This window comes from Salinimicrobium oceani (assembly GCF_012037645.1).
This window is the reverse complement of record NZ_JAAVJR010001069.1, coordinates 1-365: the sequence shown is the minus strand read 5'-3', so window position 1 is coordinate 365 and position 365 is coordinate 1. Positions and strand designations below refer to the sequence as shown.

At 45.5% G+C, this 365-nt stretch carries 1 pseudogene; it reads left to right on the top strand.

The features are described 5' to 3' along the window. Nucleotides 1–365, top strand: a pseudogene (locus HC175_RS20815) (leucine--tRNA ligase); the annotation flags it as partial.

Below are 365 nucleotides of genomic sequence, written 5' to 3'. Positions count from 1 at the left end.
AGACCGGGCAGCACCCTGCGCTTACAACAGATGCCAATATAAAGCGTTACCGGGAGCAGCTTGACCAGATAGGGTTTTCATTTGACTGGAGCCGGGAAGTACGCACCAGTGATCCCGATTATTACAAGTGGACCCAGTGGATCTTTATTCAGTTGTTCGATTCCTGGTACGACCATACTGCTGATCAGGCGCGACCTATTTCTGAATTAGAAAATATTTTTGCTTCGGAAGGAAACGCAAAAATAAATGCCGCCTGTGATGATGATGTAGAATCTTTCTCTGCTGAAGCCTGGAACACCTTCTCTTCCGAAGAAAAACAGAGACTTCTGCTTAAATACCGTCTTACTTACCTGGCTGAAACTGAA